Source organism: Nonomuraea sp. KM90 (assembly GCF_052246675.1).
In the GTDB taxonomy this organism is placed as follows: Bacteria; Actinomycetota; Actinomycetes; order Streptosporangiales; family Streptosporangiaceae; genus Nonomuraea.
This window is the reverse complement of the sequence record NZ_JBQQCB010000065.1, coordinates 18,727-42,706: the sequence shown is the minus strand read 5'-3', so window position 1 is coordinate 42,706 and position 23,980 is coordinate 18,727. Positions and strand designations below refer to the sequence as shown.

At 72.2% G+C, this 23,980-nt stretch carries 23 protein-coding genes; 7 read left to right on the top strand and 16 right to left on the bottom strand.

The window, feature by feature from the left end; translation table 11 throughout:
- Positions 1–39 precede the first annotated feature (39 nt).
- Positions 40–1,413, top strand: a complete 1,374-nt coding sequence (locus tag ACTWPW_RS40555; protein WP_443171789.1) for a glycosyltransferase 87 family protein — start codon at positions 40–42, stop codon at positions 1,411–1,413.
- On the opposite strand, the gene ACTWPW_RS40550 is transcribed toward ACTWPW_RS40555, so the two are convergent.
- The 6 genes from ACTWPW_RS40550 to ACTWPW_RS40525 are packed head-to-tail and all read right to left on the bottom strand — an operon-like array spanning position 1,316 to position 7,964.
- Positions 1,316–2,302 (bottom strand): N-acetylglucosamine kinase, encoded by a 987-nt coding sequence (locus ACTWPW_RS40550; protein WP_375108266.1) that lies wholly within the window; start codon positions 2,300–2,302, stop codon positions 1,316–1,318. The genes ACTWPW_RS40555 and ACTWPW_RS40550 overlap by 98 nt on opposite strands.
- On the bottom strand, positions 2,302–3,561 hold the full coding sequence (locus ACTWPW_RS40545) for a family 4 glycosyl hydrolase (RefSeq protein ID WP_443171788.1): 1,260 nt from the start codon (positions 3,559–3,561) through the stop codon (positions 2,302–2,304). Before ACTWPW_RS40545 ends, ACTWPW_RS40550 begins: the two co-directional genes overlap by 1 nt.
- Complete coding sequence (locus tag ACTWPW_RS40540) at positions 3,558–4,451, bottom strand: carbohydrate ABC transporter permease (RefSeq protein ID WP_443171787.1); 894 nt, start codon at positions 4,449–4,451, stop codon at positions 3,558–3,560. Before ACTWPW_RS40540 ends, ACTWPW_RS40545 begins: the two co-directional genes overlap by 4 nt.
- Entirely contained in the window at positions 4,448–5,410 is a 963-nt protein-coding gene (locus tag ACTWPW_RS40535; protein WP_443171786.1) for a carbohydrate ABC transporter permease, read from the bottom strand. The genes ACTWPW_RS40540 and ACTWPW_RS40535 overlap by 4 nt, the downstream gene beginning before the upstream one ends.
- Before the next feature lie 3 nt (positions 5,411–5,413).
- Positions 5,414–6,745 carry an ABC transporter substrate-binding protein gene (locus ACTWPW_RS40530; RefSeq protein ID WP_375108262.1) on the bottom strand — a complete coding sequence of 444 codons (1,332 nt, stop codon included), beginning with the start codon at positions 6,743–6,745 and terminating at the stop codon, positions 5,414–5,416.
- Positions 6,746–6,767: 22 nt separating this feature from the next.
- Positions 6,768–7,964: an ROK family transcriptional regulator gene (locus ACTWPW_RS40525; protein WP_375108261.1), complete on the bottom strand. Its 1,197-nt coding sequence runs from the start codon at positions 7,962–7,964 to the stop codon at positions 6,768–6,770.
- Between the two features lie 346 nt (positions 7,965–8,310).
- Between ACTWPW_RS40525 and ACTWPW_RS40520 the strand changes: the two genes are divergently transcribed.
- The 4 genes from ACTWPW_RS40520 (at position 8,311) to ACTWPW_RS40505 (ending at position 14,228) form a co-directional block, all read left to right on the top strand.
- Positions 8,311–10,476, top strand: coding sequence for a HelD family protein (locus ACTWPW_RS40520; RefSeq protein WP_443171785.1), 2,166 nt, complete (start codon positions 8,311–8,313; stop codon positions 10,474–10,476).
- Positions 10,477–11,383: 907 nt separating this feature from the next.
- Positions 11,384–12,889: an apolipoprotein N-acyltransferase gene (gene lnt, locus ACTWPW_RS40515; protein WP_443171784.1), complete on the top strand. Its 1,506-nt coding sequence runs from the start codon at positions 11,384–11,386 to the stop codon at positions 12,887–12,889.
- The gene (locus ACTWPW_RS40510; protein WP_375108258.1) at positions 12,886–13,635 is read left to right on the top strand and encodes a polyprenol monophosphomannose synthase; all 750 of its coding nucleotides are present in this window, start codon (positions 12,886–12,888) and stop codon (positions 13,633–13,635) included. The genes lnt and ACTWPW_RS40510 overlap by 4 nt, the downstream gene beginning before the upstream one ends.
- 98 nt (positions 13,636–13,733) lie before the next feature.
- The gene (locus ACTWPW_RS40505) at positions 13,734–14,228 is read left to right on the top strand and encodes an FxsA family protein (protein WP_364136031.1); all 495 of its coding nucleotides are present in this window, start codon (positions 13,734–13,736) and stop codon (positions 14,226–14,228) included.
- Positions 14,229–14,367: 139 nt separating this feature from the next.
- On the opposite strand, the gene ACTWPW_RS40500 is transcribed toward ACTWPW_RS40505, so the two are convergent.
- From ACTWPW_RS40500 to ACTWPW_RS40490, 3 genes are all read right to left on the bottom strand, one after another.
- Positions 14,368–14,712 (bottom strand): RNA polymerase-binding protein RbpA, encoded by a 345-nt coding sequence (locus ACTWPW_RS40500; protein ID WP_043625492.1) that lies wholly within the window; start codon positions 14,710–14,712, stop codon positions 14,368–14,370.
- A gap of 158 nt (positions 14,713–14,870) precedes the next feature.
- Positions 14,871–15,488, bottom strand: coding sequence for a hypothetical protein (locus ACTWPW_RS40495; RefSeq protein WP_375108257.1), 618 nt, complete (start codon positions 15,486–15,488; stop codon positions 14,871–14,873).
- 97 nt (positions 15,489–15,585) lie between these two features.
- On the bottom strand, positions 15,586–16,092 hold the full coding sequence (locus ACTWPW_RS40490; protein ID WP_375108256.1) for a nuclear transport factor 2 family protein: 507 nt from the start codon (positions 16,090–16,092) through the stop codon (positions 15,586–15,588).
- Between the two features lie 34 nt (positions 16,093–16,126).
- On the opposite strand from ACTWPW_RS40490, the gene ACTWPW_RS40485 reads away from it, so the two are divergent.
- Positions 16,127–16,606, top strand: a complete 480-nt coding sequence (locus ACTWPW_RS40485; protein ID WP_443171783.1) for a winged helix-turn-helix transcriptional regulator — start codon at positions 16,127–16,129, stop codon at positions 16,604–16,606.
- A gap of 77 nt (positions 16,607–16,683) precedes the next feature.
- Here ACTWPW_RS40485 and ACTWPW_RS40480 read toward each other — a convergent pair whose 3' ends face one another.
- The 7 genes from ACTWPW_RS40480 to ACTWPW_RS40450 form a co-directional block, all read right to left on the bottom strand.
- The gene (locus tag ACTWPW_RS40480; RefSeq protein ID WP_375108254.1) at positions 16,684–18,117 is read right to left on the bottom strand and encodes an MFS transporter; all 1,434 of its coding nucleotides are present in this window, start codon (positions 18,115–18,117) and stop codon (positions 16,684–16,686) included.
- A 66-nt stretch (positions 18,118–18,183) separates the two neighbouring features.
- A complete protein-coding gene (locus ACTWPW_RS40475; protein ID WP_364136078.1) occupies positions 18,184–18,981 on the bottom strand; it encodes a glycerophosphodiester phosphodiesterase family protein in 798 nt (265 codons plus the stop codon).
- A 39-nt stretch (positions 18,982–19,020) separates the two neighbouring features.
- The gene (locus tag ACTWPW_RS40470; protein ID WP_364136016.1) at positions 19,021–19,560 is read right to left on the bottom strand and encodes a TrmH family RNA methyltransferase; all 540 of its coding nucleotides are present in this window, start codon (positions 19,558–19,560) and stop codon (positions 19,021–19,023) included.
- Positions 19,557–20,147 (bottom strand): class I SAM-dependent methyltransferase, encoded by a 591-nt coding sequence (locus ACTWPW_RS40465; protein WP_375108253.1) that lies wholly within the window; start codon positions 20,145–20,147, stop codon positions 19,557–19,559. Before ACTWPW_RS40465 ends, ACTWPW_RS40470 begins: the two co-directional genes overlap by 4 nt.
- A gap of 11 nt (positions 20,148–20,158) precedes the next feature.
- A complete protein-coding gene (locus ACTWPW_RS40460; RefSeq protein WP_375108252.1) occupies positions 20,159–21,106 on the bottom strand; it encodes a VWA domain-containing protein in 948 nt (315 codons plus the stop codon).
- Complete coding sequence (locus tag ACTWPW_RS40455; RefSeq protein WP_375108251.1) at positions 21,103–22,038, bottom strand: DUF58 domain-containing protein; 936 nt, start codon at positions 22,036–22,038, stop codon at positions 21,103–21,105. The genes ACTWPW_RS40460 and ACTWPW_RS40455 overlap by 4 nt, the downstream gene beginning before the upstream one ends.
- Positions 22,039–22,129: 91 nt before the next feature.
- Complete coding sequence (locus ACTWPW_RS40450) at positions 22,130–23,131, bottom strand: AAA family ATPase (protein WP_364136004.1); 1,002 nt, start codon at positions 23,129–23,131, stop codon at positions 22,130–22,132.
- 55 nt (positions 23,132–23,186) lie between these two features.
- Here ACTWPW_RS40450 and ACTWPW_RS40445 point away from each other — a divergent pair, with 55 nt between their 5' ends.
- Positions 23,187–23,960, top strand: coding sequence for a hypothetical protein (locus ACTWPW_RS40445; protein ID WP_375108250.1), 774 nt, complete (start codon positions 23,187–23,189; stop codon positions 23,958–23,960).
- The last annotated feature ends 20 nt before the right edge of the window (positions 23,961–23,980 follow it).

Below are 23,980 nucleotides of genomic sequence, written 5' to 3'. Positions count from 1 at the left end.
CGCACCCCGGGGGCCGGCTCCGGTGCCACGCTGCACCCCATGAGCCGCCGTACGCTCCTCGCCGCCGCCCTGCTCGCCGCTCAGGTGGCCGTCCTGGCCGCGATCTTCCGCGCGGCCCCGGCGGGCCTGCCCTGGTGGTACGGCGCCGCCTGGGCGCTGTTCGCGGCCGCCGTGTGGGCCCTGCGCGGCGTGCCCGGCCCGGCGGCCGGCCGGCTCGTGCTGGCGGGCGGCCTGGCCGTGATCGCCACCGGGCTCCTCGGGCCGCCCGCGACCAGCACCGACTCCTACCGGTACGCCTGGGACGGCCGCGTCCAGGCGGCCGGCCTGTCCCCCTACGACCACGCCCCGGCCGACCCGGCCCTGGCCGCCCTGCGCGACCCCTGGCTGTTCCCCGCCTGCTCCGAGGGTCACTTCTACCCGGTCGAAGGGGACACGTGCACGCGGATCAACCGGCCCGGCGTGCACACGATCTATCCCCCGCTGGCGGAGGCGTACTTCCTGCTGGTGGACCGGCTCTCGCCCGAGGGGGCCAGGCACGCGCCGCTGCAGGTCGCGGGGGCGCTGGTGGCGGCGGGGGTGCTGGTCGTGCTGGTCGTGCTGCGCCGCCGGGCGGCGAACCGCGCGGTGTACTGGGCGGCGTGCTGGGCGTGGTGCCCGGCCGTGCCCATGGAGGCGGTCAACAACGCGCACGTGGACCTGCTCGCCGTGGCCGCCGTCGTCCTCGCCCTCGGCGCCGTCCCCAGGGGCGCCGTGGCAGGGCGGGGCCTGCTGCTCGGGGCAGCGGTCGCGATCAAGCTCGTCCCCGCCGTGGCGCTGCCCGGCGCGCTGTCGGGGGCCCTGGCCGGCCGGGAGGGGGCGCGGCGGGCGCTCCGCACGCTCCTGCCCGCCGTCCTGCTCGTCGCCGCCGCCTACCTCCCGTACGTGCTCGCCTCCCGCTCCTCCGTGCTCGGCTACCTGTCCGGGTACCTGGCCGAGGAGGGCTACGACGAGGCCGGCGCCCGCGACCGGTACGGCCTGGTGCGCTGGCTCCTGCCCGACTCCTGGGCCCTGCCGGCGGTCCTGGCCGTCCTGGCGGCGCTGCTGTTCCACGTCCTGCGGCACGGCGACCCCGACCGCCCCGAACGCGGCGCCCTGCTGCTGACCGGCTCGGCCCTGCTGCTGCTCACCCCCGGCTACTCCTGGTACGCGCTGCTGGTCGTCGCCCTGGTGGCCCTCGACGGCCGCTGGGAGTGGCTCGGGGTCCCGCTGGCGGGCGCGGCGGCGTACCTGGTGCCGGGGGCGGGCACTCCGGCGTACGCGCTGGCCGCGGCCCTGGTCATCGCGGGGGCGGCGGCTCGTAGTGGCCGCGCAGGCGCGCCTTGGCCGCCTCGGAGGCTCCCAGCCGCTCCAGGCCGAGCAGCGCCGCCCCCATGACCGGCGGCAGGTCCGCCACCACGATCTTGGCCCGCGGCGCCCGCAGCGCGAAGCCCGCGTCCAGCAGCGAGGTCAGCAGCGGGTCCCGGGCGGTCAGCAGGCCACCGCCCAGCACCACCTCCACCGGCGTCTCCAGCAGGCCGAGCCGGCGCAGGCACACCTGCGCCATCACCGTCACCTCCTCCGCCTGCCGCGCCACCAGCGCCCCGGCCACCGCGTCGCCGTCACCGGCCGCCGCCAGCACGCCGGGGGACAGCTCGTGCAGGCGGTCCTCCGGCACCCGGCCGAAGTGCAGGGCCAGCACGAGCTCCTCGACCGTCGCCGTGCCGAAGTGAGCGGTGACCACGCCGGTCAGCGCGGTCGGCTCGCCCCGGCCGTCCTCGGCGCGCGCGGCGTGCCACAGCGCCTCCTCCGCCAGGCTCTGCCCGCCGCCCCAGTCGCCGCTGATGCGGCCCAGCGCCGGGAAGCGGGCCACCGTGCCGCCGGGGGAGACGCCGACCGCGTTGATGCCCGCCCCGCACACCACGGCCACCCCCCACGGCGCCGACGCGCCGGCCCGCAGCAGCGCGAACGTGTCGTTGCGCACCACCACGTCCGCCGCGAACCCCCGGGCGGCGAACTCCCGGGCCAGCGCCTCCTCCTCGACCGGCAGGTCCGCGCCGGCCAGGCAGGCGGACATGTGGTCGAAGCCGTCCATGGGCAGTCCGTCGACGGGCAGGGTGGTGAGGGCCGCCGCCACCACGTCCACCGCCGCCGCCACGCCGTCCCGCTGCGGCGTGAACGGCCCCGCGCGGCCCGTGGCGAGCACCTCCCCGTGCTCCGAAACCACCACCACGTCGGTCTTGCTGTTGCCGCCGTCCACGGCCAGCACGAGCCGGGCGCGCGCCACTAGCCCACCGTCCACGGCAGGTGCGCCCGGTTGGCCTCCAGCAGCAGCCCCGCCAGCTCCTCGGCGGTCTCGTCCTGCCCGACGAGCGGATGGGCGAGCAGCGCGTCCCGCACCCGGTCCGCGCCGCCGTGCAGGGCCGCCTCCAGGGCGAGCGTCTCGTACGCCGACACGTGCGCGATCAGCCCCGCGTACAGCGGCTCCACGGGCGGCACCGGCAGCGGCGCGGCCCCGGTGGCGGTGACGGCCGCGGGCACTTCGATCACCGCCTCGTCGCCGAGGAACGGCAGCGTGCCGGCGTTGCGCACGTTCACCACCTGCGTGTCGCCCCGGTCGCCGAGCAGCGAGGCGACCAGCGCCACCGCCGCCTCCGAGTAGAACGCCCCGCCCCGCTGCGCCAGCAGCTCCGGCTTGGTCACCACGCCGGGGTCGGCGTACAGCTCCAGCAGCCGCGCCTCCATCGCCGCCACCTCGGCCGCCCGCGACGGCTTCGAGCGCTGCTCGCGCACCACCGCGTCGTGGGCGTAGAAGTAGCGCAGGTAGTAGGAGGGGATCGTGCCGAGCCGGCGCAGCAGCTCCGGCCGCAGCCCCAGGCTGCCGGCGATCTCCTCGCCGTGCTCGCGCAGCAGCGCGGGCAGGACGTCCTCGCCGTCGAGGTGGACCGCCCGCTCCCAGGTCAGGTGGTTGAGCCCGACGTGGCCGAGCGAGACCCGCGCGGGGTCGACGCCCAGGGCCGCGGCGAAGCGGCGCTGGAAGCCGATCGCCACGTTGCACAGCCCGATGGCGCGGTGCCCGGCGTCGAGCAGCGCCCTGGTGACGATGCCGACCGGGTTCGTGAAGTCCACGATCCACGCCTCGGGGGCCACCTCGCGCACCGTCGAGGCGATCTCCAGCACCACCGGCACCGTGCGCAGCGCCTTGGCCAGCCCGCCCGCGCCCGCCGTCTCCTGCCCCACGCAGCCGCACCGCAGCGGCAGCGTCTCGTCGACCTCGCGGGCCGCCTGCCCGCCGACCCTGAGCTGGATCAGCACCGCCGCCGCCCCGGCCACCCCCTCCGCGACGGAGGAGGTGGCCAGCACGCGCGCCGGGTGCCCCGCGTGCGCCAGCATGCGCCGCGACATCCCCGCCACCAGCTCCAGCCGCCCGGCGTCCGGATCGATCAGGGCCAGCTCCGTCACCGGCAGCTCGTCGCGCAGCCGCGCGATCCCGTCGACCAGCTCCGGCGTGTACGTCGAGCCGCCCCCGACCACCGCGAGTCTCAACCCTTCACTCCCGTCAAAGTAACGCCCTCGATGAAGACCCGCTGGGCGAGGAAGAACACGATGATCACAGGCGCGGTCACCAGCAGCGTGGCCGCCATGGTGAGGTTCCACTGCACGCTGTGGAACGCCTTGAACGTGGCAAGGCCGAGCGACAGCGTCAGGTTCTCCTGCTCGACGCCGGCGTACAGCAGCGGCCCGTAGTAGTCGTTCCAGCAGTAGAAGAACTGGAACAGGGCCACCGCCGCGACCGCCGGGCGGGCCATCGGCAGGATCACCCTGATCAGCGTCCTGAAGTCGGAGCAGCCGTCCACCTTCGCCGCGTCGGTGTAGTCGCGCGGGATCGTGACGAGGAACTGCCGCAACAGGAAGATCGAGAACGCGTCGCCGAGCAGCATCGGGAGGATCAGCGGCCACAGGCTGTCGGTCAGCCCCAGCCGCGCCCACACCAGGTAGATCGGCACCGCCACGACCTGCGGCGGCAGCATCATGGCGGTGACGACCAGCAGGAACGCCGCCCGCCGCCCCCGGAAGCGGAACCGGGCCAGCGCGTAGGCCACCGGCACCGACGACACCACGGTGAACAGCGTCCCGAGCGCCGCGTACATGAGCGTGTTGCCAGCCCACCGCAGCAGCAGGGACTTCTCGAACACCTCGGCGAAGTTCGCCCAGTTCCAGGTGCGCGGCCACAGGTCGCTGGTCAGCGCCTGCTCGTCGGTCATCAGCGCGGTCAGCGCGATGAACACCACCGGCGCCAGGAACATCAGCGCCAGCGCGATGGCCAGCGCGTGCGTGGCGATCCACAGCAGCACCCGCCGCCTGCGCGCCCTGGTCCCGTCGCGGCGGGCGCTCGGCGCGAGGACGCGGCGCGGCGCGGTGACGGTGGCGCTCATGAGCCCTCCTCGGCCCGGCGGAACTGCCGCAGCAGGATCAGCGTGAAGATCATCGCGGTGCCGAACAGGAGCAGCGCGAGCACGGACGCGTACCCCATGGAGTAGTCGCGGAACCCGGCCTGGAACAGCCACTGCGGCAGCGTGAGCAGCGACTCGTCCGGGTAGCCGGGGGAGAACGAGCTGCCCGGCGAGTCGGTCGCGCCCGAGGCCACCCGGGAGGCGATCATCGCCTGCGCGAAGTACTGCAGGGCGTAGATGATGTTCGTGACCAGGGCGAACATCAGCACGGGCGCGATCACCGGGAGCGTCACGCTGCGGAACTGCCGCCAGGCGCCCGCGCCGTCGATGGCCGCGGCCTCGTACAGGTGCCGGGGCACGTCGAGCAGCGCCGCCATGAAGATCACGGCGAGCTGGCCGCAGCTCCACAGCGACAGCAGCGTCAGGCTGGGCTTGGACCAGGCCGGGTCGCCGAACCAGTCGGGGCCGTCGATCCCGAACAGGGCCAGGAACTGGTTCCACGGCCCGGTGGACGGGTTCAGCAGGAACACGAACGTGATCGTGCCCGCGGTCACCGGCACCAGCGAGGGCAGGTAGAAGATCGTCCGGAAGAACCCGGAGCCGGCCTTCAGCCTGATCACGAGCTGGGCCAGGCCCAGCGAGAACAGCACGGTGGCCGGGACCATGACGAGCACCAGCCACAGCGTGTTCCCCGCCGAGGTGAGCACCCTGGGGTCCTGGAGCAGGTAGCGGTAGTTGGCCAGGCCGACGAACTCGAGGGTGTACATGTCGTAGCGGTGGAAGGAGAAGTACACCGTGGACACCAGCGGGTAGACGAAGAAGATCGACACGCCGACCAGCCACGGCGACAGCCAGAGGAGGGCGCGCGGGCCCTCCCCGCGCCGCCGCCACATCGGCGCGGGGGCCGGAGCGGGCGGCGGCGCGGGAGTCAGGGTGGCCACCGGTCAGCCTCCGGACAGCTTCAGCTTGTCGTTGATCTGCTTGTCCACGTCCTTCAGGCCGGCGTCCAGGTCCGGCACGTCGCCCTTCTCCCACTTGGCGATGAAGGTGGCGAAGGCCTCCTGGTTGAAGACGCTGTTGACGCTGGCGGGCAGGGTCGAGGTCTTCGGGTGGGCGAAGATGTCCAGGAAGGTCGTGAAATTTGCGTCTTTGGCGAGGTCGGGGGACTCCATCGACGCCTTCGTCGTGGGGACGTTGCGCAGGGCGTTCGACAGGGTCACCAGGGAGCCGGTGTCCATGGTCAGGTGCTTGATCAGCTCCCAGGCGTGCTGCGGGTGCCTGGCGCCCTTCGGCACGCCGATCACGGTGCCGGCGGTGAAGCCGCTGCCGTACAGCTCGGGGCGGTCGTCGGCGACGGGCAGGGGAGCGGTGCCGTAGTCCAGGTCCTTCGCGTCATTGGCGATCATGGCGTTGCGCCACTCGCCGTCGAGGATCATGGCGACCTTGCCCTTGAAGAACGGGTGCTCGGCGCTCCACTCGTCGCCCAGGCTCTTGCGGAACTTCTCCAGCTTGTCGTGGCCGTACCAGTCGACGAGCTCCTTCTGCCAGGTCAGCAGCTCCTTCCAGGCGGGGTCGGAGCCGATGGCCGAGGTGCCGTCGTCGTTGTACCACTTGGCGCCGACCATGGGGCCGAGGTGGCTGGGGCTGTTCTCGTAGTACTGGACGGTCGGGATGAAGCCGGCCACCTTGATCTCGCCGTCGGCGTCCCTGACCGTCAGCTTCTTGGCCAGCTCGGTCAGCTCGCTCAGGGTCTTGGGCGGCTGCTCGCCCTTCATCAGGGCCTTGTTGTAGTAGAGGCCGTAGGCGTCGGCCAGCAGCGGCAGCGTGCACTGCTTGCCCTCGAAGCCCGAGTAGGAGCGCGCCACCGCCGGCAGCACCGACAGGTCCACGCCGTCCTGCGCGATCACGGGCGTGAGGTCCTGGAACGATCCCGACCTGCACCATTGTGCGACGTTGTCGGTCGTGAACGAGGCCGCCACGTCCGGCGCCTTGCCGCCGCGGATGGCCTGGGTGATCTGGTCGTCCTGGACGCCTTTCACGGCCTTGACGGTGATCTGCGGGAACTTCTTGTTGAAGCCGGCGATGGCCGCCTCGAACGCCTTGACCTCGGCGTCGGTGGAGAAGCCGTGCCACAGCTCGAGCGTGGCCGCCGGCAGGGCCTGCGAGGCGGACCCTGAGGGTTTGGGCTGGGCGCCGAGGGAGGGCCCGGCCTCCCGGTTGGCGGTGCACGCGGTCAGCGCGAGTGCCGCGGCGACCGCCAGGGGGACGAAGCGCACGGGGGGTGCCTCCTGTCATGGATCATGACGGAACGGTGGAGCTGAAGACCTCGTCGCGTACGGCGTCGAGGGCGAGATCGAGGGCGCCGGCCAGGACGGGGTTGCCGTCCACGCTCGACAGGCGGACACGGGGGCGGGGGATGGTCAGGGCGTGCAGTTCGTGCTCGACCAGCTCGCGCAGCGTCTCGCCGCCCGACAGCACCACGCCGCCGGTCAGCACGATCAGCCCGGGGTCGATCACCGAGGTGATGGCGGCCAGGCCCACGGCCAGGCGGGCGGCGATGTCGCGCAGCCCGGCCCTGGCGTCGTCGGCCTTCTGCCCGGTCCGGGCCGCCGCGCGTACGGCGTTGGCGACGGCGTGGCGGAAGTCGGTGCCGCGCACGCCGTACGAGCGCAGCAGCTTGAGCACCGCCGGCCCGCCCGTCAGCGCCTGGTAGCCGTGGTTGGCGTAGCGGCCGGCCTCGCGGGCCGTCGGCGCGCCCGGGGTCGGCATGTAGCCCACCTCGCCCGCGCCGCCGGTGGCGCCCCGGTGCATCCGCCCGCCCAGCACGATGGCCGAGCCGATGCCCTCGTCCGCCCACAGCAGCACGAAGTCCCGGTGGTCGCGCGCGGCGCCGTGCGCCTGCTCGGCGATCGCGACCAGGTTGACGTTGTTCTCCACGTCCACCGGGACACCGAGGCCCGAGCTGAGCGCCGGCACCAGGTCGGGCATCTGCCAGCCGGGCACGTCCTTGGCCGCGGCGTACCCGAGCCTGCCGGTGGTCGGGTCGATCGCGGCCTGCACGCCGATCACGACCCGGCGCAGCTTGTCCGGCGGGTCCGCGCCGCGCAGCGCGGCGTTGAGCCGGTCCACCAGCTCGCCGTGCGGCCGGCGCGGCGTCGGGAGCGTGTGCTCGCCGACGACCGTGCCGGTGATGTCGGCCACCTTGGCCTCGATCCGGTCGGGGGTGACGTCGAGCGCGGCCACGTACGCCGCCGCCGGGTTGATCCGGTAGACCTCCGCCGTACGGCCCGGCAGGCCCTCCCTGACGCCGTCCAGCACGACCAGCCCCGCCTGCTGCAGCCGGGACAGGAGCTGGGACGCCGTGGGCTTGGACAGGCCGGTGAGCGCGCCGATCTCGGGACGGGTCAGCGGGCCGCGTTCGAGGAGGGCCTGCAGGGCGGCGCGATCATTGATGGCGCGTAGCAGACTGGGGGTCCCCGGAACCGGACCGCTCACGGCGTCTCCTTCAGCAAGGTTAGGAAACTTTCCTAACTTGAGACGACCATAAAAAGGCCCGCGCCCGGCGGTCAAGGGTCGAAACCAAGACGTAACCGTACGCGGGAAAGGGGGAAAGTGATGAAGGTGCCTCTACAGGCGTGCTAATGTCGTCGTTTGTCGTAACAACAAGCAGAATGGCCCGGAGTGTCCCATTAACCACAATAATGGTCAGGCGGCAACTCGTCAAACAGAGCTCGCCAGGGAGCAGGCGTACGTCACCGGCCTGTACGACCGCCTCGACACGCTGCGCGAGCGTACCCAGCGGCAGCTCAAAGAGGTGCTGGCCGCGGGCGCCGTCGGCACGATGCAGAACAGGTCCGAGCGCGACACGTTCGCCGACATGTACGCCTCGCGCCTCGCCCGGCTCTGGGCGGTCGAGCGCGGCCTGGTTTTCGGACGGCTGGATCACGTCGACGAGGGCCGGCTGTACATCGGCAAGCTCGGCCTGACCGACGACGAGCAGCGGCGCCTGCTCATCGACTGGCGGGCCCCCGTGGCGCAGCCGTTCTACCGCGCCACCCCGGCCGCCCCGATGGGCGTCACCAGGCGCCGCCACCTGCAGACCAAGGGGCGCGCCGTGGTCGGCGTGGACGACGACCTGCTCGACCTCGACTCGCTCACCGACGACGACCGGGCCACGCTCAACGGCGAGGCCGCGCTGCTGGCCGCGCTCGACGAGCGGCGCACGGGCCGCATGCGCGACATTGTCGCCACCATCCAGTTCGAGCAGGACCGCGTCATCCGCAGCGACCTCAACGGCGTGCTGGTCGTCCAGGGCGGCCCCGGCACCGGCAAGACGGTCGTGGCCCTGCACCGGGCCGCGTACCTGCTCTACACCCACAGGGAGCGCCTGGAGCGCCGCGGCGTGCTCATCATCGGCCCCAACCTCACCTTCCTGCGCTACATCGAGCAGGTCCTGCCCTCGCTCGGCGAGACCGACGTGCTGCTGTCCACGGTCGGCGAGCTCTACCCCGGCGTGACCGCCAGTGCCAGGGAGCGGTCCGAGGTGGCCGCGCTCAAGGGCGACCCGCGCATGGCCGAGGTGATCGCCAAGGCCGTGCGCGACCGGCAGAAGGTGCCGCGCCAGCCGATCGAGCTCGCCATCGGCCGCATCACGCTCACCATCGACCGCTCCATGCTGGACGCCGCACGGAACAAGGCCACCCGCTCGCGCCGCCCGCACAACCAGGCCCGCGCCGTGTTCGTCCGGTCGCTGCTCAACGCGCTGGCCAGGCAGCAGGCCCGCAAGATCGGCAAGGGGCTCATCGACGAGGAGGAGCTGGCCGACCTGCGCGAGGAGCTGCGTACCGAACCGGTGGTCAAGTCCGCGCTCAACCGGCTGTGGCCGTACCTGACGCCGCAGCGCCTCCTGCTCGGCCTGTACGGCTCCGCCGACCGCCTCGGCTACGCCGCCTCCGCCCTGACGCCCGAGGAGCGCGGGCTCCTGCGCCGCGACGGAGGGGAGTGGACCGAGTCCGACGTCCCCCTGCTCGACGAGGCCGCCGAACTGCTCGGCGAGATCGACGAGCAGGTGCTGCGCGCCAGCGCGCTGCAGGCCGAGGAGGAGCTGGCCGCCGCCCGCCAGGCCGAGGAACGCGAGCGCGAGGCCGAGCTCTCCTACGCCCGCGAGGTCCTGGAGCTGACGGGCCTGTCCGACGTCATGGACGCCGAACGCCTGGCCGAGCGCCAGCGCGGCGAGGGCCCCTACCTCACCACCGCCGAACGCGCCGCCGCCGACCGCACCTGGGCCTACGGTCACGTGATCGTGGACGAGGCGCAGGAGCTGTCGCCGATGGCGTGGCGGGCGGTCATGCGGCGCTGCCCGACCCGGTCGATGACGATCGTCGGCGACATCGCCCAGACCGGCTCGGCGGCCGGGGCCCGCTCGTGGGAGGAGGTGCTCGACCCGTACGTGGCCGGGCGCTGGCGCCAGGAGCGGCTGACCGTCAACTACCGCACCCCGGTGGAGCTGATGGCCGTGGCCGCCCGGGTCCTGGCCACCATCGACCCCGCGCTGAAGGCCCCCACCTCCGTCCGCGAGCTCGGCGTGGAGCCGTGGTCGGCGCCCCTGTCGGCCCTGCCAGGGCTGGCCAAGGCGGAGGTCGGCGAGGGCGGCAAGGTGGCCGTGGTGGTGCCCGACGCGCTGCTGTCCACCCTCGGCACGGAGGTCGCCGCCGTCGTGACCGGCACCGTGGTGGTCTCGCCGGGGGCCGGCCGGGCCAGGGGAGCCGAGGCCCTGGACGCGCCCGTGGCCGTGATGGGCGTGACGGACGCCAAGGGGCTGGAGTTCGACTCGGTCATCGTGGCCGAGCCCGACCTCATCGCCGCCCAGTCGCCACGAGGGCCCAGCGACCTGTATGTTGCTCTCACACGTGCGACACAACGGCTCGGGGTCGTCCACGAGCGGCCGCTTTCGCAGGCCCTCCAGGGCTTGCCAAGCCGCTCTCCGGCGCCCGCTAATGGGCTTTGACCGGCTTTAGCGCCACCGGTCAAACATGTCCTACCTGCGAAAACTTGATGTTTCTGCTGATCGGGACACGGTTGACATCTGAGGTGGAGTCGGTAGTTTGCTGCGCAGTCCAGCACGGGACTTGGCCGGTTGGCCGTCTCTGACATCGCCGGATCCTGCGTCCGTGACGGAGCGTGACTTCGTCCACACAGCCAGGTGCAGGGCCGTCGGTCCGTCGAGTCGGGGCACCCCAACCGGGCGGGGGGTTGGACCCGGGACGGGTCCGGGAGCCCAGTAGACAACGGAATTCCGAGCTCGCCGCCGACGAGACGGATCCGGTCCGAAGGGTTTCCGGGCCCTCTTCCCGCTCTCGTGCGCCGGACCGCCACTGCGCCGGGTGGTCCCGTTCCGTCACGGGATCACCCTGCCGCCCCGTTCCCCCTACCCCCTTCTAGGGGCGATATTTCGATCTTCCGGGTGCCGTGCAGACCCGAGCGCGGCCGTGGGGCGGTAGCGTTTTCGCAAGCAGGCGTTTGCGAGGTGGCGAGGAGACCCCGGAGTGGTTCAGGAGAGAACGAGCCTACCGCCCGCCGCCCGGCCCGGCCCGGGCCGCGCGGACGGGCCATCCGAGCCTGCCGCCACCCCCGCGGAGGCCACCTCACCGCCCACCGCCGCCACGGCGGCCGCAGCATCCTCGGAGCCGGCACCCGCTTCCGCAGCCGCCGGGGCCGCAGCCGGAGCCGGGTCCGCAACCGAGACCGACGGGGCGACCGTCGCGTCCTCTCACAGCGAGCCGTCCTCTCCCACGGAGCCCGGGGAACCGGCCGGTTCCGATGCGCAATCCGGTCCCGGAGCGCGGGGCGGAGGCGGGGAGCGGGGTAGCGAGCGGCCGATCGCCGGACCGGAAGCCGGGCGGGAGTCGCGGTGGGTGCTGCTGGGCAGGGTCGTGGCGGCCGTCGCCGGCGGTCTCGCCCTCTACACCGCCTTCCCGCCGCTCGACTGGTGGCTGTGCGCCCCCCTGGGCATCGGCCTCATCGTCGCCTCCCTCTACCGCACCCGTCCCAGGCGCGCCGCCTGGCTCGGCTACCTGTCGGCGGCCGTCTTCCTGCTGCCCACCGTCGCCTGGGTGCGCACCATCGGCGACGACGTCTGGTTCATGCTGGTCGGCACCGAGAGCCTGTTCTACGCCGCCATGGCCGCCCTGGCCGCGCTCGTGTTCAGGCTGCCCGCATGGCCCGTGTGGTTCGGCGGCCTGTGGGTGCTGATGGAGTGGGCCCGCAGCCTGGTGCCCATCGGCGGGTTCCCGTGGGCGCGCGTCGCCTTCAGCCAGGGTGAGTCACTGTTCACGCCCTACGCCGCGCTCGGCGGTGTGCCGCTGGTGTCGTTCGCCGTCACGCTGTGCGGCGCCCTGCTCGCCCAGGCCGTGCTGTCCAGGCGGGCCGCCGTCGTGCGCAGGGCCGTGCCGGTCGGGCTGGCGCTGGCCGTGCCCGTGCTGGGGCTGGCCGTGCCCAGGTTCGGCGACGAGGGCCGTACGGTCAACATCGGCATCGTGCAGGGCAACGTCCCCGGCCGGGGCATGTACGCGCTCGGCGACGAGCCCGCCGTCGTGCTGAAGAACCACGCCAACGAGACCAAGCGCCTCGCCCAGGCCGTGCGCGACGGCAAGCTCCCCAAGCCCGACCTGGTCGTCCTGCCGGAGAACTCCACCGACATCGACCCCTACCGCGACGAGACCGCCCGGCAGATCATCCACGACTCCGTCCAGGACGTCGGCGTGCCCACGCTCATCGGGGCGGTCGTGGCGATCGGCGCCGAGCACCGCGCCACCCGGAGCCTCGTGTGGGACCCGGTGACGGGGGCGGGCGACTACTACGACAAGCAGCATCTCGTGCCGTTCGGGGAGTACACCCCGTTCAAGGAGATCGTGCTGGCGCTGTGGGAGCGGGCGAGCCTGGTCGGCAGGCAGTCCGTCGCGGGCGACCAGCCGGGCGACCTGAAGCTGGGGCCGGTCACGATCGGCGCGGTCAACTGCTACGAGGTCGCCTACGACGACACCGTACGCGGCACGGTGCGCGCGGGCGGCACCCCGCTCGTCGTCCAGACCAACAACGCCTCCTACGCCGAGTCCAACCTTCCGCCGCAGCAACTGGCCATGTCCAAGCTGCGCGCCGTCGAGCACAACAGGGCCGTCGTGACCGCCGCCACCACCGGGATCTCGGCATACGTCACGCCGGACGGTAAGGTCTCCTGGCAGACCCGCGAACTTGTCGCGGACATGAACGTGGTCAAGGTGCCCGTGCGCACCCAGGAAACGATCGCCACCAGGGTGGGCGCGCTTCCTGAGTGGGCATTGATGGTGATGGGGGCGGCGGCGGTTGGAGTCGCCGCATGGCGTGGCAGGCGGCGAGGCGATCGGATGAGGAACGACGGATGATGGAGACTCTTGGCCGGGTGCTCGTCGTCGTACCGACCTACAACGAGCGCGACAACCTGCCCATGATCGTCGAGCGGCTGCGCGCCGCCGTGCCCGACGCCCACGTGCTCGTGGCCGACGACAGCAGCCCCGACGGCACCGGCGAGATCGCCGACGGGCTCGCCGCCGACGACGACCACGTGCACGTCCTGCACCGGCCCGGCAAGCAGGGTCTCGGCGCCGCCTACATCGCCGGGTTCCGATGGGGTCTGGAGGAGGGCTTCGACGTCCTGGTCGAGATGGACGCCGACGGCTCCCACCAGCCCGAGGAGCTGCCGAAGCTGCTGGAGGCGCTGGCCGACGGCGCGGACCTGGCGATCGGCTCGCGCTACGTGCCGGGCGGCAAGGTGGTCAACTGGCCGCAGCGGCGGGAGCTGCTGTCCAAGGGCGCCAACATCTACACCCGGGTGATGCTCGGCCTGCCCGTACGCGACGCGACCGCCGGGTTCCGCGCCTACCGGGCCGCCACGCTGGAGAAGGTGGGGCTGGCCGGGGTGGAGTCGCAGGGCTACTGCTTCCAGGTCGACCTGACCCTGCGCACCTCCAGGAACGGGCTGCGGGTGGTGGAGGTGCCGATCACGTTCGTGGAGCGGACGGTGGGCAAGAGCAAGATGAGCGGCAAGGTCATGTCCGAGGCGCTGTGGCGAATCGGCCTGTGGGGCGTCACCGGCCTGCCCAAGCGATTCAAGGGCGCCCCCCGCCACTAGCTCAGGGATGTCCCTGATTTGGGCGGCATGCCGGAACGCTCGGCGGGCTCCGGGCGTTGTTCCTGCTGTAGCGCGCGTGTGCGGAATCGAGGGAAACGATGCGGCTCCTGCTCTTCCTGGCCTTCCTGGTCGTCCCCGTCCTGGAGATCTGGCTGCTGATCCAGGTCGGGTCGGTGATCGGCGGGCCCGCCACCATCGCCCTGCTCATCGCCGACAGCCTTCTGGGGGCCTGGCTGGTGCGGCGGGAGGGCCGCCGGGCCTGGCGGGCGCTGCAGGAGGCGCTGCAGTCCGGCCGCATGCCCGACCGCGAGCTGGCCGACGGCGGCCTCATCCTGGTGGGCGGCGCGCTGCTGCTGACGCCGGGGTTCTTCACCGACGTGTTCGGGTTCCTGTGCGTGCTGCCGTTCACCCGGCCGCTGATGCGCCGGCTGGGCGCCTGGTTCTTCGACCGCCGGGTCAAGAAGCTGGCCGCCTCCTCGCCGTACGCGAACCTCTTCCCGCCGTCCTCCGGCTTCCCCGAAGCGGGCGCGTCGCAGGGCGGTGGCGGCCGGGTGGTGCACGGCGAGGTCATCCGCGAGGACCGCGACTCCTGAAGGCTCGTGAGCGAGCGCCGGGGCACATGACATGTGCGCCCGGCGCTCAGGCATGTGTGCCGGCACTCATGGGCCTGCGCCATTCCGGGCAAGACAAAACCCCCGGGCCGTAGCCCGGGGGTTTCACCGTGAGAGTAGGTCAGGCGCTCTTACGACGTTGGGCCCGCAGTACCGCGAGCCTCTCGTTGAGCACCTCCTCAAGATCCTCGATAGACCGCCGCTCCAGGAGCATGTCCCAGTGTGTCCGCGGGGGCTTCGTCTTCTTGGACTCCGGCTGCTCGCCGTCCACCCGCACCGCGGTGGCGCCGCACATGCGGCACTCCCAGGTTGCGGGGATCTCGGCCTCGGCGGCAAGCGGAACCTCGAAGCGATGGCCCTTAGGACAGGTGTAGGACACCTCCTGGCGCGGGGCCAGATCCGTGTTACGGTCGTTCTCGTAGCTGGTTGCCCCGAGCCGGGTGCCACGAAGCGCGCGCTCGCCCATGTCTAAATGCCTCCTACAGGGCCCCCTTGCGTGGGGGGTCTGTCTCCCACGGTGTCTAACGCTTGGTACCGTGATGGGATTCCCATCCGCGGGGTGATCCAATCGCGGTTGGGGCCTCGGTTATTGACGTGATCGGCGATCAGGCGCGGGGCCTGGGGTTATGCGCTTCGAAGGGCTCGCCGATCGCCGGCCCGCCACAGGGCCGCCGCCGCCCAGAGACCGCCGATCATGATCAGGGCGCCGTGGGCGACGCGCAGCGGGTACGGCCCGAAGAACTGCGGGATGAACAGCACGAATCCCAGCGCCAGCGCCGTGAGACTCCACCTGGGCAGGGTGCCGGAGCGCCAGACGGAGACCGCGGCCATGACCGGGCCGACGGCGAGTAGCACGAGCCCCGCGGCGAACATGGAGACGGGCACGACGCCGTACCTGAACTCCCCGGCCAGCTCCATCAACGCCGGCGTCCCGTCGCGCAGGGAGCGCTGCGCGATCACGTACAGACCGAAGTCCTCGGCCCCGTAGTACGGCAGCGTCAGGCCCGCGCCCGCCCACGTCACCACCGCCGCCCGTAGCGACAGGCGGTCACCGAGCACCTGGTGCAACCCCAGCACGGCCAGGCCCACCAGGACGAAGCCGAGCATCGCGGCCGCGTGTCCGGTCACCCAGGCGGTGGAGGCCATGGCGGCGGCGTCGTCGCCCGACGGGCGGATCGCGGGATAGAGGAAGAAGAGGATGCCGCCGGTGGCGAAGGCCACGGAGGTGAGTCGGGGGGCCATCAGTGCTCCTTGAAGAGGGCATTGCTGCGTTGTGAGAGCAATGCTCTCGCTATGGTGCACTGATGTCAAGAGCGGTGCTCTCGCTTTGGATTGCCGCTTACCGGCGCCCGCGGGTCACGAGGGGGACCAGGGTCCGGTCGCCGAACCTGGTCATCGCCGCCAGCGGCTTGACGGCGGCGCCGACCAGCAGCGCGAGGGCGGGCCGGCCGGTGGCTCTGGCCAGGCCGGGGCCGAGCGCGGCCATCATCGTCGTCAGGGCCGGGAGGGGCCTGATCCACAGGGTGATCTCCTTGATCAGCCCGTCCTCGCCCATCTCGAGGACGGCCGCCTCGTGGAGCTCCATCCGGCCCAGCCGGGCGGTCGCCGTCAGCGCCCGCGTCCGCTCGTCCCCGACGTCGGTCAGGTAGCGCATGTCGGACAGCACGTCCAGCACGACGGAGAACAGCTCCCGGGCCTGCTCCTTGCCCCGGAACTCGGCCCCCGCGCTGAGCGGGGAGTGGAAGACGACGTCGTCGGCGAGCGTGGCCATGAGCGCGTCGAGGTCGTGCGCCTCGCCGGCCCGCCGGTACGCCAGGGCGGGTGAGTCCTGAATGTGAACTGACATGGGTTCACTTTATCAACCCACTATTCTGGGGTCCATGAACAGGTTCGGTGAGATGCACTGTTCCATCGCCCACGCCGTCGGCGTCGTCGCCGAGCCGTGGACGCCGCTGATCCTGCGCGACGTGTTCCTGGGGCTGCGCAGGTTCGACGACCTGGCGGAGGATCTGGGGATCTCGCGCAACCTGCTGACCCGCCGCCTGGAGCACCTGATCGCGGCAGGGGTGATCGAGAAGCGGCCCTACCAGGAGCGGCCGCCGCGCCACGAATACGTGCTGACGGAGGCGGGGCGCGACATCGTGCCCGCGCTGATGACGCTGATGGCCTGGGGCGACCGCTGGGCCACGCCGCCCGGCGGGCCGCCCGCGGTGCTGGTGCACTCCTGCGGCGAGCGCTTCACCCCCGTCGTGACGTGCCCGCACTGCGGGGGCGAGGCCACGGCGGACACGGTGACGGCCGTGCCCGGCCCCGGAGCGGCCCAGGGTCCCGGCACGATGCTCCTGGCCGCCGAGCTCTGACCCCGAGCTCTGCCGGCTGTTCCCAGGCCGGGCCTCGCGTGGCCGGCTCCGCGACGCCCCGGGCGCCGAGCGGGTGCTCAGACCCGCTCGGGCACCTCGTTGCCGGCCGCGCGGATGGCCTTGGGCAGGTTCGTCATGGCCAGCAGCACGAAGCCGATCACGAAGAAGATGATCATGGAGAGGATCGCGGTGCGGTAGCTGTTGGTGAACTGCAGCGTGATCGTGATCGTCAGCGAGCCGATGAACGCCGAGCCCTTGTCGCTGATCTGCAGCAGGCTGAAGTACTCGGCCTCCCGCCCCTTCGGGATCACCTGCGAGAACAGCGAGCGCGACAGCGCCTGCGTGCCGCCCAGCACGATCGCGATCGCGAACGCCATCAGGTAGAACTGCAGCGCCTGCCCCTCGGCGACGAACATGGCCATGGACACGATCGCCGTCCACACCACCAGGCTGGCCAGCACCGTCCGCTTGGTCCCGAAGCCGCGCGCCAGCCATCCGAGCAGCAGCGCGCCGAAGAACGCCACGAACTGCACCATGAGGATCGCCGTGATCTGCACGGTCTGGTCCAGCTTGAGCGCCTCGGAGGCGAAGGCCGCGCTGTTGCCGATGACCGTCTGCACGCCGTCGTTGTAGACCAGGTACGCCACCAGGAACAGCAGCGTCAGCGGGTAGCGGCGCAGCTCGGACAGGGTGCGGCCGAGCTGGCGGAAGCTGCCCCCGACCGAGCGCAGCGCCGTGCTCTCGTGCGCCGGCACGGGCCGGTTGCGCAGCCGCAGCAGCGGGATGATGGTGAACGTGGCCCACCACAGGCCCGCCGACATCATGCAGATCCGCACCGCCATGCCCTCGCTCAGGCCCAGGCTGTCGTGCTGGAGGAAGAGCACCAGGTTGAGGGCCAGCAGCAGCCCGCCGCCCAGGTAGCCGACGGCCCAGCCGCGCGAGGACACCCCGTCGCGCTCGGCGGAGGTGGAGATCTGCGGCAGGAACGAGTCGTAGACCACGACCGACGAGCCGTAGGCCAGGTTGGCCAGGACGAACAGCACCCCGCCCAGCAGGTAGCGGTCGCCCTCGACGAAGAACAGGCCCATGGTGGCCAGCGCGCCGACGTAGGCGAAGCCGCCGAGCATCTCCCGCTTGCGGCCGGTGTGGTCGGCCAGGGCGCCCACGATCGGCAGGAAGAGGATCTGCAGGAACACCGCGACGGTCGTGATCAGCCCGAAGTACGCGGCCGGCCTGATGTCGGCGCCGAGCACGTCGACGTACCCCAGGCCCGGGTTGGCGGCGGCCAGCTGGTCGAAGGTGTCGACGCACGTGGCGGAGGCCACGTTCGCGAAGTCCTTGGCGCAGGCCGCGGTCTTGGCGACCGGGATGAGGTACGGGCCGAGGAAGACCGAGATGACCGTGGTGTAGAAGGCGGAGTTGGCCCAGTCGTAGAAGTACCAGCCACGCTGCTCGCGCCGGCGCGCGCCGGGGGAGTCGTCGAGGGCCGCGGGGGGTGCGGGTACGGGCATGATGTGGTGTCGCTCCTATGCGGCGGGGGCGTCGGGGGGATGCTCTTGTCCGGGCCGGTACGGCCGTCAGGCCGCCATGCGGCCGGGATGCCACAGGCCGCGGCGATCGAGCACGTCGCGCAGGCCGGTGACGTTGTCGGTCATGATGCCGTCCACGCCCAGGTCGAGCAGCTGCTCCATGCGGGCGGTGTCGTTGATCGTCCACACGTGCACCTGCATGCCGATGGCGTGCGCGGTGCGGATCAGGCGCCCGGTGGTGACGCGCAGCCCGCGGAAGCCCACCGGCACCTGCGCGCACGGCACCCCGGCCCGCGACAGGCGGGCCAGCAGGCGGCCGTAGCCGGAGGTGGCCGCGGCGGCCCGGAGCGCGGCGACCCCGCGCGGCCCCAGCGCCGAGCACACCTCCTTGCCCAGCGCGGCCCTGGCCAGCACCAGGCGCTCGTCGGAGAAGGAGGTCAGGCAGATCCGGTCGTAGGAGTTGGTCCGCCTGATCGCCTCGGCCAGCGGCGCGATGGCGGCCGCCTCCTTGACGTCGATGTTGAAGCGGACCTCCGGCCAGGTGCCGAGCAGGTCCTCCAGCAGCGGGATCTCGTGCACCCCGCCGATGCGGGCCCGCCTGACCGCCCGGTAGGGCAGCTCGGAGATGCGGCCACGCCGGTCGGTCACGCGGTCGAGCGTGTGGTCGTGGAAGGCCAGCAGCACGCCGTCGGCGGTGGCGTGCGCGTCTGTCTCCAGGTGGGTGTAGCCGAGCGCCACCGCCCGCTCGAAGGCCGCGGCGGAGTTCTCCGCGCCCTCCGACGCGCCTCCGCGGTGGGCGAAGGCGAGCGGGCCCGGGTGGTCGAGGAAGGCGAATCGGCGGCTCAGCACGTCCTGAAGTATGCCCTTCCCTGGTAAACGGTTCGGTTACGAATCGGGGAGATTCTCCCACTCCTGGCGCCGGGCCTCCGCCAGCGCGATGGCTGCAGCGACGGCGACGTTGAACGAGCCCACCCGGCCGACCTGAGGGATGTAGCAGGCGCCGTCCACGGCGTCGAGCAGGGCGGGGGAGCAGCCGTGGTCCTCGCTGCCGACCACCAGGCACACGTCGCGGCCGAGGTCGGCGCGGTGCAGCGGCACGGCCTCGGCGGTCAGCTCGATGGCCAGCACCGTGAAGCCGCTCTCCCTGGCCGCCTTGACCGCCTCGGTGGCCGGGATCGCCTCGTGCCAGGTGACCAGCCGCTCGGTGCCCAGCGCGGTCTTGCCCGCCTTGGGGTTGGTGGGCGGGGTGGCGTTGCCCGCCAGCCAGACCTCGTCCACGCCGAACGCGGCGGCGCTGCGGAAGATCGAGCCGATGTTGAACGGGCCGGTGACCGACTCGATGATCAGGCCGAGGCGGTTTCCGGTGTTCCTGCGCCAGGTGCGGTTGAGCCGCTTGACGTCGGTGGGGCGCAGCTGCCTTCTCATCGGGTCACCTTCAGGATGCGGTAGGCGGCCCGGCTGGCCTCGCGGGAGGCCTGCCAGCCCTGCTCGCCGAGCCAGCGCTGCAGGGAGTCCGAGCCGAGGTGTTTCTGGACGACCAGGTAGGCCACGCCGTCGGGCGTCAGCCGGGTGAGCCACCTGGTGAGCATGTCGTGCAGGGCCTGCTTCCCAATTCGGATCGCAGGATTAGACCAGATGGCCCGAAATTTCACTTCATCTGGCACATCATCGACATGAACTGACCTTACTTTGTAAAGGCGCGCGGCCTGGGCGTTCCGCTCGGTGAGCTCCAGGCTGCGCCGGTTCACATCGACGGCCCACACGGTCGCCCCGGGCGCCCGCGAGGCCATGGTCAGCGCGATCGGCCCGTAGCCGCAGCCGAGGTCGAGCAGGTCGCCCTCCTGCGGCGGCGGCGGGACGCTCTCCAGCAGCACGCGCGTGCCGACGTCGACCCGCTCGGGGGAGAACACGCCGCTGTCGGTCTCCAGCCGCAGGTGCAGGTCGGGCAGGACGAGATCGACCGACCCCGGCCTGCTCGCGGTGTCCGGCCGCTCGGAGAAGTAGTGCGCCACGTCGCCAAACGTTACGGGATCCGGGAACCGAACAGGACCGCGGCACCGGACACCAGCAGCCCGGCCAGGATCGCGGCCACGATGAACCACTGGGTGACCTCTTGGTTGACCAGCTTGTAGCCGAGCGAGGTGCCGATCTGCTCGTAGACCTCGCGCAGCTCGCTGCCGGACTCGGCGGTGTAGGCGCGCCCGCTGGTGCCGTCGGACAGCGACTGCAGCGTCTGCTTGTTGACCGGCACGTTCACGGGCCTGCCGTCGATGTTGACGGTGCCCTCCTGGGTGCCGTACGCGATCGTGGAGACCGGCACACGCGCCTGCTGGGCGGCCTCGATGGCCTCGTTGACCGACCGGCCGGAGGTGTTGTCGCCGTCGGACAGCAGCACGATGGCGGCCGGCGGCGGGTCGGTGGCGGCCTGCTGGTCGAACGAGCGCAGCGAGTCGAGCGAGTTGAAGACGGCCTCGCCGATCGCGGTGCCGGGGCGGGTGGTGAGGTTGCCGATGGCGGTGATGACGGCCTGGTGGTCGGTGGTGGGGGAGATGACGACGTTGGCCGAGCGGGCGAAGGTGACCACGCCCACGTTGAAGCGGTCGGGCAGCTCGCGGGCGAAGGCCTGGGCGGCGGCCTTGGCGGCGCTGATGCGGTCGGGCTGGACGTCGTCGGCGTCCATGGACAGCGACACGTCCAGGGCGATCATGATGGTGGCGCGGTCGCGTGGCACGCGTACCTCGTCGGCGGGCTTGGCGGCACCGATGACCAGCAGCGACATCATGACCAGGAACAGCGCGGGCGCGACGTGGCGGCGCCAGCCGGGGCCGGCGGGGGCGACCAGGTTGAGCAGGGCCAGGTTGGTGAAGCGCACGGTGTAGCGGCGGCGGGCGAACATGGCCACGATGTAGCCGGCCACCAGCAACAGCACCAGGGTGAACAGCCACAACCAGCCGGGGGCCAGGAATGTCATGGGGTGGGTCTCCTGTGGGCGAGGTGGCTCATTCGACGCTGGCGCAGGACGAACTGCGCGACGTCGAACACCCAGTCGCGGTCGGTGCGCAGGACGAGGTGGGCGATGCCGGCGCGGCGGAGGGCCAGGCGGGTGCCCTCGCGCTGCAGGGCGGCCGCCTCCGCGTACGCATGCCGAATCTTGGGCGAAAGGTGCACTTCGCGTACTTTCCCGGTCTCGGGGTCGGCGAACGCGACGCGGCCCACGTCGGGCAGCTCGAGCTCGCGGGGGTCGATGACCTCGACGGCCAGCACCTGGTGGCGGGCCGCCAGGCGCCTGATGGGGCGCTCCCAGGGGCGTTCGGCGTCGGGGTCGAGGTCGGGCTCGGCGTCGAGGAAGTCGGAGACGATCAGCCGCATGCCGCGCCGCCTGCGGGTGGCCGACAGCACCTCGATGCCCTCGGCCAGGTCGGGCGGGTCGTCCACGATCCGGCCGCGGGGGGCGTCCATGAGGGAGTGCAGCAGGCCGTACAGGGCGGGGCGGCCGGTGCGGGCGGGCATGCGGTGCACGTACTCGTCGTGCAGGACCAGCGCGCCGAACCGGTCGCCCATGCGGCTGGACAGGAACCCGATCGCGCCGACGGCGGCCACCACCAGGTCGCGCTTGTCGGTGTCGGCGGTGCCGAAGTCCATGCTGGGCGACAGGTCGGCCAGCGCCCAGGTCTCCAGCTCGCGGTCGGCGATGAGGTCGCGTACGTGGGGGATGGTCGTGCGGGCGGTCACCGCCCAGTCCATGCGGCGCACGTCGTCCTCGCCGGGCACGTAGACGCGGCTGTCGCCGGCCTCGCTGCCGGTGCCGGGCAGCAGGCCCTGGTGAGCGCCGTGCAGCAGCCCGTCGAGGCGGCGGGTGACGGTGAGCTCCAGCCGCCGCAGGGCCTGCTCAGCTGTGCTCATCGGTCGCTCACCAGCTCCTCGTTCGCCACGCGGCCGCACTCGTCCCTCGCGCGTCCGCTTCGCTCACCGCGTCGGGTTCGCTCCTGGGCCGTCAACGGCTCTGGTTCCAGACGACGAGGGGCGGGGGGACCGCCTGCAGGATCTGCTTGACGACCTGCTCGGGGTCGACGCCGTCGGCCAGGGCGTCGAAGGTGAGCATCAGCCGGTGGGACATGACGTCCACGGCGACGTCGCGTACGTCGTCGGGCAGCAGGTAGTCGCGGCCGCGCAGCAGGGCCAGCGCCCGGCCGGCCGAGACCAGGCCCAGGGTGGCGCGGGGGCTGACGCCGATCTCGATCGTCTCGCCGAGCTCGGTCAGGCCGTACTCGGCGGGGGTGCGGGTGGACATGACCAGCCGTACCACGTAGTCGGCGACGAGCTGGTGCACCGAGACCTGCTCGGCCGCCTCCTGGAGGGCCAGCAGCTTGGCGGGGTCGAGCACGCGATCGGCGACGGGCGGGGTGACGCTCATGCGGTGCAGGATCTCCAGCTCCTCGTGGGCGCTGGGGTGCGGCACCCGCACGCGGAACAGGAACCGGTCGCGCTGCACCTCGGGCAGGGGGTAGACGCCCTCGGACTCGATGGGGTTCTGGGTGGCCAGCACGATGAACGGCTTGGGCAGCGGGTGGGTGACGCCGGCCAGTGTGACCTGGCGCTCGGCCATCACCTCCAGCAGCGCGGACTGGACCTTGGCGGGGGCGCGGTTGATCTCGTCGGCCAGCAGGAAGTTGACGAACACGGGGCCGAGCTCGACGTCGAACTTCTCGTTGGAGGGGTGGAAGACGCGGGTGCCGACGATGTCGCTCGGCACGAGGTCGGGGGTGAACTGGATCCGGGCGAACGTGCCGCCCACGACGGTGGCCAGGGTGGAGGCGGCGAGGGTCTTGGCGACGCCCGGCACTCCTTCGAGCAGGCAGTGCCCGCGCGCCAGCAGGGCCACGACGAGCCTTTCGACCATGTGGTCCTGCCCGACGATGACACGCCGGACCTCGTCGAGACTCTGACGCAGCAGAGCCGCATCGTTTCCGCCTGGCAACTCTTCGGCGACGCTCATGACGCCATTCCACCAAACGCGCCGCAAACGTGCACGACGCCACGTCTGTGCTTTCATGGCAAACGTGGCAAGTCCCCTGCAGTACGGTGATCCACCCCGGCTGGGGCCCTACGCGGTGCAGGCCCGCCTGCACACGGCGCCGGCCGGATTCGTGTACCTGGGCCAGGCGCCGGACGGGCGCGCCGTGTCGCTGGCCGTGCTGACGAGAGGCGCCGCGTACGACGCCGCGGCGCGCGACCGGTTCATCACCGCCGTCAGGGAGGCCGGCGGGCGGGAGCGGTCCGGGATGCGCGCCTGGCTGGGGCGTCCGGGCCGGCCGCGGGGCGCGGTGCTGGACGGCGTGCCGGAGGTGCTGGACTTCCACGCCGGGCCCGCGCCGTGGGTGGCGGTGCCGTACGCGCCGGGGCGGACGGGGGCCGAGTGGTTCCTGGAGCCGGTCATGGTGGGCGGGACGTTCATCGGGGAGGCGCACGGGCCGGACTTCGTACCGTACTGGCTGACCGATCGGGCGCCCGCGCTGCCGGGGCCGACGAGGCGGCGCCGGCCGCCGACCGAGACGCGCAAGCGGGTGCTGCTGGCGGCGCTGGTGCTGGTGCTGCTGCTCCTGCTGGTGACGACGATCCTGCTGTTGCTGCTGCTCGGGCGGCAGGACAGCGAGCCGCAGCCCAGGCAGCTGCCGCCGACGGTGTTCGTGCCGACGCCGCCGCCGACGCCGGAGACGCCCGTGCCGCAGCCCTCGCCGTCGCAGTCACCGTCGCCGACCGACAGCGGGCAGAGCACGCCCGGCCGGTCGCCGGGGGAGGACCCGGGCGACGAATCGCCGCTGTGACGATATCCGGTTGAGCCTCA

Excerpts from the sequence above, each read along its gene's own strand:
- ACTWPW_RS40555 (WP_443171789.1), top strand. The coding sequence starts at position 40 with ATGAGCCGCCGTACGCTCCTCGCCGCCGCCCTGCTCGCCGCTCAGGTG.
- ACTWPW_RS40540 (WP_443171787.1), bottom strand. The coding sequence starts at position 4,451 with ATGAGCGCCACCGTCACCGCGCCGCGCCGCGTCCTCGCGCCGAGCGCC.
- ACTWPW_RS40520 (WP_443171785.1), top strand. The coding sequence starts at position 8,311 with ATGCAGAACAGGTCCGAGCGCGACACGTTCGCCGACATGTACGCCTCG.
- ACTWPW_RS40510 (WP_375108258.1), top strand. The coding sequence starts at position 12,886 with ATGATGGAGACTCTTGGCCGGGTGCTCGTCGTCGTACCGACCTACAAC.
- ACTWPW_RS40505 (WP_364136031.1), top strand. The coding sequence starts at position 13,734 with ATGCGGCTCCTGCTCTTCCTGGCCTTCCTGGTCGTCCCCGTCCTGGAG.
- ACTWPW_RS40500 (WP_043625492.1), bottom strand. The coding sequence starts at position 14,712 with ATGGGCGAGCGCGCGCTTCGTGGCACCCGGCTCGGGGCAACCAGCTAC.
- ACTWPW_RS40495 (WP_375108257.1), bottom strand. The coding sequence starts at position 15,488 with ATGGCCCCCCGACTCACCTCCGTGGCCTTCGCCACCGGCGGCATCCTC.
- ACTWPW_RS40490 (WP_375108256.1), bottom strand. The coding sequence starts at position 16,092 with ATGTCAGTTCACATTCAGGACTCACCCGCCCTGGCGTACCGGCGGGCC.
- ACTWPW_RS40485 (WP_443171783.1), top strand. The coding sequence starts at position 16,127 with ATGAACAGGTTCGGTGAGATGCACTGTTCCATCGCCCACGCCGTCGGC.
- ACTWPW_RS40480 (WP_375108254.1), bottom strand. The coding sequence starts at position 18,117 with ATGCCCGTACCCGCACCCCCCGCGGCCCTCGACGACTCCCCCGGCGCG.
- ACTWPW_RS40470 (WP_364136016.1), bottom strand. The coding sequence starts at position 19,560 with ATGAGAAGGCAGCTGCGCCCCACCGACGTCAAGCGGCTCAACCGCACC.
- ACTWPW_RS40460 (WP_375108252.1), bottom strand. The coding sequence starts at position 21,106 with ATGACATTCCTGGCCCCCGGCTGGTTGTGGCTGTTCACCCTGGTGCTG.
- ACTWPW_RS40455 (WP_375108251.1), bottom strand. The coding sequence starts at position 22,038 with ATGAGCACAGCTGAGCAGGCCCTGCGGCGGCTGGAGCTCACCGTCACC.
- ACTWPW_RS40450 (WP_364136004.1), bottom strand. The coding sequence starts at position 23,131 with ATGAGCGTCGCCGAAGAGTTGCCAGGCGGAAACGATGCGGCTCTGCTG.
- ACTWPW_RS40445 (WP_375108250.1), top strand. The coding sequence starts at position 23,187 with ATGGCAAACGTGGCAAGTCCCCTGCAGTACGGTGATCCACCCCGGCTG.